Here is an 8,437-nt window from a genome sequence, read left to right as displayed (position 1 = left end):
GGGCTCGCGCAACGSCCCTTATGGGCGCACCTGTCCATACAGTACTGCGCGTGCGAGGTAGATGTTGGCCAGCCCGAGCGCAACGAACGAGCGTGTGGCGTTCTTGCTCARGCCGCGGTAGCGCACCTTGTCGAAGCCCCACAGGCGCTTGACGACGCCGAATACGTGCTCAACCCGGGCTCGCACGCTCGACTTGATGCGGTTGACCATGCGCTCGAGCTCCTCGGTGACGCTGCCCTTGCGGACCCTCTTGTTAGTGAAGTCCGCCGCCCCTGGTGCCTTGGACTCGATCAATTTCTCCTGCGAGGTATATGCGCAATCGCCGTAAACGCGCTCCTCTTGGCCGTGCAGAAGATCGGGCAGTGGATGCTTGTCGTGCACATTTGCTGCAGTGACCACCGCGCTGTGCGCAAGACCCGTCTGGCTGTCCACGCCGATGTGCAGCTTCATACCAAAATACCACTGCTGGCCYTTGCGGGTCTGGTGCATCTCGGGGTCGCGCTKCTTCTCTTTGTTCTTGGTGGAACTGGGTGCTCCGATAATCGTGGCATCCACAATCGTGCCGGTGCCGACCTTCAGGCCATGGGMCTGCAGCATCTCGCCCACCCTGGCGAATAGCGCTTCGCCCAGCTTGTGCTTCTCCAGCAGGCGACGGAACTTCAACAACGTGGTCGCGTCGGGCACTCGCTCTCGCCCCAGGTCTATGCCAACGAATCGGCGCAGCGCCGTGCTGTCCAGCAACGCGTCCTCGCATGCTGCATCGGCCAGGTTGAACCAATGCTGCACGAAGTACATCCGTAGCATTCGTTCCAGCCCCACCGGCGGTCGCCCATTGCCGGCCTTCGGGTAGTGCGGCTCKATGACCTCGCACAGTGCAGCCCACGGAACGATCTGCTCCATCGTCGCCAGGAACGTGTCACGCTTCGTCGGCCTGCGGTAGCGCTCGTACTGCGTGTTCTGRTCAGCAGCCATAGCCAAGGTCTGTTGCTTCATGTCGAAGGCAATGCATGCGGCATGCCATCGGTTGACTTGATCAGCGTTGCCTTTTAGCTTGACCCTGTCGGGTTCATCATCTTCGAAGCATCCGCCACCTGCTGAGTGATCTGGGCCTGGGCTTCGGCAGCCATCCCCATGAGACTCTCGGCATGCTCTCGCGCGAAAGTCGAATAGTTTTCCGTGAGACTGCGGATCAGGTCGGTCTGGGCCTCGGACGCGGCCGCCCCTCCAAAGGTCTCTTGCGCCAGTTCGATGTACTTCTGTGCGCTGGCGCTGACCAGGTCGGCCAGTTTCTGCGACTGCGCAAAGCGCGTGATGAGTTCCGCATTCGCGGTGGAAAGCTTGACGAAGGGTTGGGTGAGGTCTCGCATGGAGGCCTTTTTTCGGCGGTGCCGATCAAGCATCCTTTGTAGGTCGCCATCGACATCAGGTCTGTACGGTGGCAGACAGTCGCACCGGGCAATTGCGCGCAGAGTGGCTCGTCCCACCTACACGGAGCATGTCTTGGCCGCGATCGAGAACCACCTCATCGAATTGCTCCCACGCACGGACCGCCGGCGTCTGCTGGAGGTCTGCGAATCGGTTGACCTGATCCTGGCCGAAGTGATCCAGGAACCAGGCGCGGCGACCCGGCACGTCTACTTTCCAGTCGACGGCTTCATTTCCATGGTTGCGCGGACCGACGATCATCCCGGGCTGGAAGTCGGCATGGTGGGCCGCGAAGGAATGTTCGGGCTGAATGTCGCCCTCGGCGTGGAGATCTCACAGTTGCGGGCACTGGTGCAGGGCGCTGGCGCCTCCTGGCGCATCGCCGCCGCCGACTTCCGACGCGAATTGGCACGCAACGCGGCGCTGCAACGGGTGCTGGGCCGTTACGCTCACGTCTCGATGTCGCAGTTGGCGGCATCGGCCGCCTGCTTGCGCTTTCACCAGATCGGAMCGCGCCTCGCACGCTGGCTCCTGATGACCCAGGACCGCGCCCATGCCGACAGCTTCCACGTCACACAGGAACTTCTAGGGTACATGCTGGGCGTGCGTCGCGTCGGCATCACGCTCGCCGCTGGTTGCCTGCAGCGCAGCGGGTTGATCGCGTACAGCCGCGGCGCTCTCAAGGTGCTCGATCGCCAGGGACTCGAAGCCACGGCCTGCGCCTGCTATGCCGCGGACAGGCAAAGCTACGCGGAATTGCTTTGACCCGATGCGCGGGATCTGAGTCGATGCTCTTGTGTCTGTGCGCTGCCGAACTGACGGGCGGCGGTGCCCGCTGTACAAGGGAGCATTGGGCTCAGCCCCTGTTCAAGCGAGGCACCATGGAATACGACCGCGATTCGACGCGCCTCCCCTATCGGGGCTGGGAAATACGCAGCCACCTCACGCATGTTTCCATCGAGGGCACCGTGGCGGCCGGGGCGGCGCTGTTCTTCGAGCAGGCGTGCCAGTGCCACATCATCTCGTGCAGGCAATTCGCCAATGGCGGCGATGCCATCCATGCCATCGAAACCAAGGCGTCGATCTGGATCGACGACCGCCAAAGCCATCCCAGGACCTCCTATGTCGAACACTCCCTTCTTTCATGAGGCCTCAGGTGCCGTCCATTTCTGGGTGCCCATCGATGACAAGTTCGTCGGTGCGAGCATCGGCAAGGAAACGCTGCACTACTGCTATCGGTCGACCGCCATCGACGACCAGCCGCTGGAGACCTACCGGCTTCACGCGCAGGAGATCGATGCGGCCGTGCGCAGACGCGTCTTGGGTGGTTCCGTCGAACCGGTGATGCTGCGCGACTACGACCTGCATGAGGCAGTAGGAAAGGGTATCGAATAGGCCTGTGGGCGCCAGACCACGAGGTGTGACCTCAGTGTCCGGACGCGCCCTCCGCGCCGATGCCGGTCTCCGAGCGCACCTGCTGCGCCAGGAACCCGGCCCGGTCCTGGGCCGCGCGCGGGCTCTTGTCGAGAATGGAGAATAGCCAGATTCCAACAAAGCCGATGGTCATGGAGAATAGTGCGGGAGACTGGTAAGGGAACAGCGCGGAGCCCTTGGGGTTGCCAAGCGTCGCTTCCCACACGGCCGGCGACACCACGGTCAGCACCACCGAAGAGATGAGCCCGAGAAAGCCCCCGATCACCGCACCACGGGTGGTGCAGTCTTTCCACAGCACCGACATCAGCAAGACGGGGAAGTTGGCGGAGGCGGCAATCGCGAAGGCCAGGCTCACCATGAACGCGATGTTCTGCTTCTCGAAAACGATCCCCAGCACGACCGCGACGATCCCTAGCGCCACGGTGGTGATGCGCGACACCTTGAGCTCGGCCGCGCTGTCGGCCTTGCCCTTCTTGACAACTGTGGCATACAGGTCGTGCGACACCGCCGATGCACCGGACAAGGTGAGCCCCGCCACCACGGCCAGGATGGTCGCGAAGGCCACCGCAGAGATGAAGCCGAGGAACACGTTGCCGCCGACCGCCTTCGCCAGGTGGACCGCCGCCATGTTGCCRCCGCCGAGCAGGCCTCCCTTGGCGTCGAGGAACTGCGGATCGGTCAGCACGAAGGTGATGGCGCCGAAGCCGATGATGAAGGTCAGCACGTAAAAGTAGCCGATCCAGGTGGTCGCCCACAGCACGGACTTGCGGGCCTCCTTGGCGTTGGGCACCGTGAAGAAGCGCATCAGGATGTGCGGCAGGCCCGCGGTGCCGAACATCAGCGCCATGCCGAAGCTGATCGCCGAGATCGGGTCCTTGATGAAGCCCCCCGGCCCCATGATCGAGAAGCCTTCCGCCGCTGCAGCGGCGGGTGGTTTGCCCGCGGCGGTCGCGATCGCGGTCTTCACTTCGACCGCCTTGGCGAACATCGCCTCGGGGCTGAAGCCGAAGTGCCACAGCACCATGAAGGCCATGAAGGAGGCGCCCGCCAGCAGCAGGCAGGCCTTGATGATCTGCACCCAGGTGGTCGCGGTCATGCCGCCGAACAGCACATACACCATCATCAGCGCGCCGACGATGACCACCGCGATCCAGTACTCCAGGCCGAAGAGCAGCTTGATGAGCTGCCCCGCACCGACCATCTGGGCGATCAGGTAGAAGGCCACGACGACCAGGGTGCCGGACGCGGCGAACACGCGCACCGGGGTCTGCTCGAAGCGGAAGGCCGCGACATCGGCGAAGGTGAACTTGCCCAGGTTGCGCAGCCGCTCGGCCAGCAGGAAGGTCACGACCGGCCAGCCGACCAGGAAGCCGATCGAATAAATCAGGCCGTCGTAGCCGCCGACCATCACCGCTGCCGAAATGCCGAGGAACGAGGCGGCCGACATGTAGTCGCCCGCGATCGCCAAGCCATTCTGGGAGCCGGTGATGCCGCCGCCGGCCGTGTAGAAGTCGGCCGCGCTCTTGGTCTTGGCCGCGGCCCACTTGGTGATGAAGAGGGTGCCGACGACAAAGGCGGCGAACATGCCGATGGCGGTCCAGTTGGTGGGCTGCTTTTCGAGCTGGCCGAGGTCGGCGCCGGCGGCCTGTGCGGCACCGGCTGCCGCCAGCAGGAGCATCAGGACCAGGGCCTTTGCAAGGAGGGAGCGGCTCATTTCAAGGCCGCCTTTGCGATCTCGTCGGTCAGCCGGTCGTATTCGCCGTTGGCCCGGTGGACGTAGATGCCGGTGATGACGATGGTGAACACGATGACCGCGAGCCCGATCGGCATGCCGATTGTCGTGACGCCGCTGCCCAGCCGGGTCGCGAGGAACGGCTTGTCGAAGGCCACCAGCAGGATGAAACCGTAGTACACGACCATCATGGCGGCCGCCAGCCACCAGCCGAATCGCGTGCGCCTCGATTTCAGCGCCTGGTAGTTCGGGTCGCGCAGGATCCTCGACGTCAGATTGTTTTCCATGATCAGTTGCTTTCCATGAGTTGTTCGAGGACGGCCGGGTTTTCGAGCGTCGAGATATCCTGCGTGATCGCCTCGTCCTTGGCAATCGAGCGCAACAGGCGCCGCATGATCTTTCCGCTGCGCGTCTTGGGCAGGTTGTCGCCAAAGCGGATGTCCTTCGGCTTGGCGATGGGGCCGATCTCCTTCGCCACCCAGTTGCGCAACTCGGTCGCGATCCTCCTGGCTTCGTCGCCGGTCGGCCGCGTGCCTTTCAGCACGACGAAGGCGCAGATCGTCTCGCCCGTCGTCTCGTCGGGGCGCCCGACGACGGCCGCCTCGGCCACCAGCGTCGTGCAGGACACGAGCGCCGATTCGATCTCCATCGTTCCCATGCGGTGGCCCGACACGTTGAGCACGTCGTCGATGCGGCCGGTGATGGTGAAGTAGCCAGTCTCGGCGTCGCGGATGGCGCCGTCGCCCGCCAGGTAGTAGCCCTTGAGATCCTGCGGGAAGTAGCTGGCCTTGAAACGCTCGGGATCGCCCCAGATGTTGCGGATCATGCCGGGCCAGGGCTTCTTCACCACGAGGAGCCCACCTTGACCGTTGGGCACGTCGCTGCCGATCTCGTCGACGACGGCGGCCGCGATGCCCGGGAAAGGCAGTGTGCATGAGCCGGGCACGAGCGGCGTCGCGCCGGGCAATGGCGTGATCATGTGACCACCGGTTTCGGTCTGCCAGAAGGTGTCGACGATCGGACAGCGGCCGCCGCCGACGTGCTGGTGGTACCACTCCCAGGCGGCCGGGTTGATCGGCTCGCCCACCGAACCCAGGATGCGCAGGCTGCCCAGGTCGTAGCTCCTGGGATGCACCGCCTCGTTGGCCTCGGCGGCCTTGATCAGCGAACGGATGGCAGTGGGCGCGGTGTAGAACACGCTGACCTTGTGATCCTGGATCATCTTCCAGAAACGGCCCGCATCCGGGTACGTGGGCACGCCTTCGAACACGACCTGGGTGGCGCCGATCGCCAGCGGGCCATAGGTGATGTAGGTGTGGCCGGTGACCCAGCCGATGTCGGCGGTGCACCAGAAGACGTCCTCATGCCTCAGGTCGAAAGTCCAGGTCGTGCTGACCGCCGCGTGCACCAGGTAGCCGCCGGTCGAGTGCTGCACGCCCTTGGGCTTGCCGGTCGATCCCGAGGTGTAGAGCAGGAACAGCGGATGTTCGGCACTCACCCATTCGGGGTCGCAGGTGTCGCCCTGCGTTTGCGTCTCCTCGTGCATCCAGCGGTCGCGCGAGTCATCCCAGGCGATCTTGCCGCCCGTACGCCGATAGACGATGACATACTTCACCGACTCGCAGCCGCCGAGCGCCATCGCTTCCTCGACGATGGCCTTGAGCGGCAGTTGCCTGCCGCCGCGCAGCTGCTCGTCGGCCGTGATCACCATCACCGCGCCCGCGCCTGCGATGCGATCGCGAAGGCTCTGCGCCGAGAATCCTCCGAACACGACCGAATGCGTGGCGCCGATTCGCGCACAGGCCTGCATGGCCACGACGCCCTCGACGCTCATCGACATGTAGATGACGACCCGGTCTCCCTTCTTCACACCGCGGGCCCTCAGCGCATTGGCCAGGCGGCAGGTGCGCGCCAGCAGGTCGCTGTAGGTGACGCGGCTGATGCGGCCGTCGTCGGCTTCGAAGAGGATGGCCACCTTGTCGCCATGGCCGYGCTCGACATGGCGGTCCAGGCAGTTGTAGGAGGCATTCAGGGTGCCGTCCTCGAACCATTTGAAGAACGGCGCGTCGCCTTCATCGAGCGACTTCGTGAAGGGAGTTTTCCAGCTCACGAACTCGCGGGCCAGACGCGCCCAGTAGGCGCTGTGATCGGCGTCGGCCTCGGCCACCAGCTTGCGATAAGCTGGCATGCCGGATACGTACGCGCCCTTCATGGCAGCGGCTGGTACCGGATAGTTGATCGCTTTTTCGCTCACTGCATCTCCTTGCGTGGCACGGCTTGGTTCAAACAGTCAAGCGGTGAAGCTCCGCATGCCAACAGTCCTACCCTGCGCGCACCCTGTGCTTGAGTCTGTGCGGCAGCACACCAACGGGGAAACCTCCCTGGGCCGCGCGTGTTCACGAACGATGAGTTTGCGACTTGAAGTGAGCCGGAGAGCGCCCGTTGCGAGTGTCCGGCGAACTTCGGCTCTTGGCCCAGTTGCAAACCTGCGAGGCAGCCGCCCTGTGCTCTAGTAGCTGAACTGGACCGAGTTTTCCCGGTCCGCAGGTCGACTTGTCTTGCGCCTGGTCTAAGTCTCGGCATCCAAGGACTGGTATCGGCTCCGATACGCTCCAGGGCCGAGACCCATGCGCTCGCGAAACAGCCGCGAAAAGGAACTGGGATCGTTGTAGCCCACCTGTAACGCGATCTGATCGACGCCGAGATCGCTGGCTTCCAGGAGGGCACGCGCGGAATCGATCCGCAGGTGCTGCAGATAGGTGAGAGGCGATTGATCGAGCACAGCGTTGAATCGCCGGATCAGCGTTCTTTCGCTCACGGCCAGTTCGGCAGCAAGGTCAGAAATGCGGACCGACCCGGACATATTCTTTTGCAGCCAGTGCTGCGCACGATGAACCACCGCGTCGGTGTGGTCGATGTCCGCCAGCAGCGGCAGGTAAGGCGTCTGGGTTGTCTGGCTCACATCGATCAGCATGCTCTTGGCACACTGCGAGGCAATTGCCGGTCCGGAGAAGCGTTCAACAACCCGAATGGCCTGCAGCAGATAGGACGCCGAGGCGCCAGCGCAGAGCAGGCGGTCGACTTCCGTAAGCACGGGTTGCATCTGCAGGTCGACGCGCGGAAAGCGCGAGCGGAATTGCCGTTCCAGCCACCAGGGTGGTGGCGATGCGGTCGTCCAGCAGACCGGTCTGCGCGAGGATGAACGTGCCGGTGCAATTGGCGGCCAGCCAGGCCCCGCGACGCCACTGCGACGCGAGCCACGCGCAGGCGGACGGCTGGCCTTTGAGCAGCTGATCGAACTTCCAGTGGCCCGCGTAGTGCAGGCTCGGGATGAACACGAGGTCGTAGTGTTCGCGCGCGCCAATCTTGTGAGTCGGCAACTTCAAGCCATTGCTGGCCGCGATGGCTTCGCCGGAGAGCGACACGAAGCGCCATTCGAAGAGCGCGGCCGACGCGCCCTGCTGCCTGCGCAGATGCGCGTTCGCCACTTGCAGGACGTCGGCGAACCCGCCAAGGCTGGAGGCGTAGCAGCCATCAAAGGCGAGGATTGCGGCGCGCGGCATGGTCTGTCGTATCTCGCACAGAAAACGTCAATTTCGCCAATGTATCTCGAATGGGTCGAAACCACTGCTGTCCAAGACAGGCGAATCCGGCGGATGACATGCTGAACTGACGCGGGTTCCGGACGGCTTGTGTGTGGATTTCAGGATCGTGCCCCCATGGGTGCTGTCCAACATCAAGTGAATGCGAATGCGCCCTGGGGTGATTCGTCGGGATCGGGCGGCGCTGTGAACGGCTCGTCGATCCACGCCATCAGATCACGGGATCCACGCCATCAGATCACGG

General features: G+C 63.9%; 10 protein-coding genes. 3 read left to right on the top strand and 7 right to left on the bottom strand.

Annotated elements, in window-relative coordinates; genetic code table 11:
* Positions 1–18: 18 nt before the first annotated feature.
* Together AC1DY5_RS32005 and AC1DY5_RS32000 are read right to left on the bottom strand one after the other, a co-directional pair.
* The gene (locus AC1DY5_RS32005; protein ID WP_478118020.1) at positions 19–993 is read right to left on the bottom strand and encodes an IS5 family transposase; all 975 of its coding nucleotides are present in this window, start codon (positions 991–993) and stop codon (positions 19–21) included.
* A gap of 53 nt (positions 994–1,046) precedes the next feature.
* Positions 1,047–1,367 carry a hypothetical protein gene (locus AC1DY5_RS32000; protein ID WP_478118018.1) on the bottom strand — a complete coding sequence of 107 codons (321 nt, stop codon included), beginning with the start codon at positions 1,365–1,367 and terminating at the stop codon, positions 1,047–1,049.
* A gap of 133 nt (positions 1,368–1,500) precedes the next feature.
* Between AC1DY5_RS32000 and AC1DY5_RS31995 the strand changes: the two genes are divergently transcribed.
* The 3 genes from AC1DY5_RS31995 (at position 1,501) to AC1DY5_RS31985 (ending at position 2,820) form a co-directional block, all read left to right on the top strand.
* Entirely contained in the window at positions 1,501–2,190 is a 690-nt protein-coding gene (locus AC1DY5_RS31995) for a Crp/Fnr family transcriptional regulator (protein WP_478118016.1), read from the top strand.
* Positions 2,191–2,306: 116 nt separating this feature from the next.
* Positions 2,307–2,573, top strand: coding sequence for a hypothetical protein (locus AC1DY5_RS31990; protein ID WP_478118014.1), 267 nt, complete (start codon positions 2,307–2,309; stop codon positions 2,571–2,573).
* On the top strand, positions 2,548–2,820 hold the full coding sequence (locus AC1DY5_RS31985; RefSeq protein ID WP_478118012.1) for a DUF1488 family protein: 273 nt from the start codon (positions 2,548–2,550) through the stop codon (positions 2,818–2,820). The genes AC1DY5_RS31990 and AC1DY5_RS31985 overlap by 26 nt, the downstream gene beginning before the upstream one ends.
* Positions 2,821–2,851: 31 nt before the next feature.
* On the opposite strand, the gene AC1DY5_RS31980 is transcribed toward AC1DY5_RS31985, so the two are convergent.
* From AC1DY5_RS31980 to AC1DY5_RS31960, 5 genes are all read right to left on the bottom strand, one after another.
* Complete coding sequence (locus tag AC1DY5_RS31980; RefSeq protein WP_478118010.1) at positions 2,852–4,573, bottom strand: cation acetate symporter; 1,722 nt, start codon at positions 4,571–4,573, stop codon at positions 2,852–2,854.
* Positions 4,570–4,878: a DUF485 domain-containing protein gene (locus AC1DY5_RS31975; RefSeq protein ID WP_478118008.1), complete on the bottom strand. Its 309-nt coding sequence runs from the start codon at positions 4,876–4,878 to the stop codon at positions 4,570–4,572. Before AC1DY5_RS31975 ends, AC1DY5_RS31980 begins: the two co-directional genes overlap by 4 nt.
* 2 nt (positions 4,879–4,880) lie before the next feature.
* Positions 4,881–6,845 carry an acetate--CoA ligase gene (acs, locus tag AC1DY5_RS31970; protein ID WP_478118006.1) on the bottom strand — a complete coding sequence of 655 codons (1,965 nt, stop codon included), beginning with the start codon at positions 6,843–6,845 and terminating at the stop codon, positions 4,881–4,883.
* A gap of 315 nt (positions 6,846–7,160) precedes the next feature.
* On the bottom strand, positions 7,161–7,565 hold the full coding sequence (locus AC1DY5_RS31965) for a helix-turn-helix domain-containing protein (RefSeq protein ID WP_478118004.1): 405 nt from the start codon (positions 7,563–7,565) through the stop codon (positions 7,161–7,163).
* A gap of 43 nt (positions 7,566–7,608) precedes the next feature.
* A complete protein-coding gene (locus tag AC1DY5_RS31960) occupies positions 7,609–8,154 on the bottom strand; it encodes a type 1 glutamine amidotransferase family protein (protein WP_478118002.1) in 546 nt (181 codons plus the stop codon).
* Positions 8,155–8,437: the final 283 nt, after the last annotated feature.

Source organism: Variovorax sp. P4_D9, from assembly GCF_056401695.1.
The sequence above is the reverse complement of the archived record's forward strand: the minus strand, read 5'-3'. Positions and strand labels throughout refer to the sequence as shown.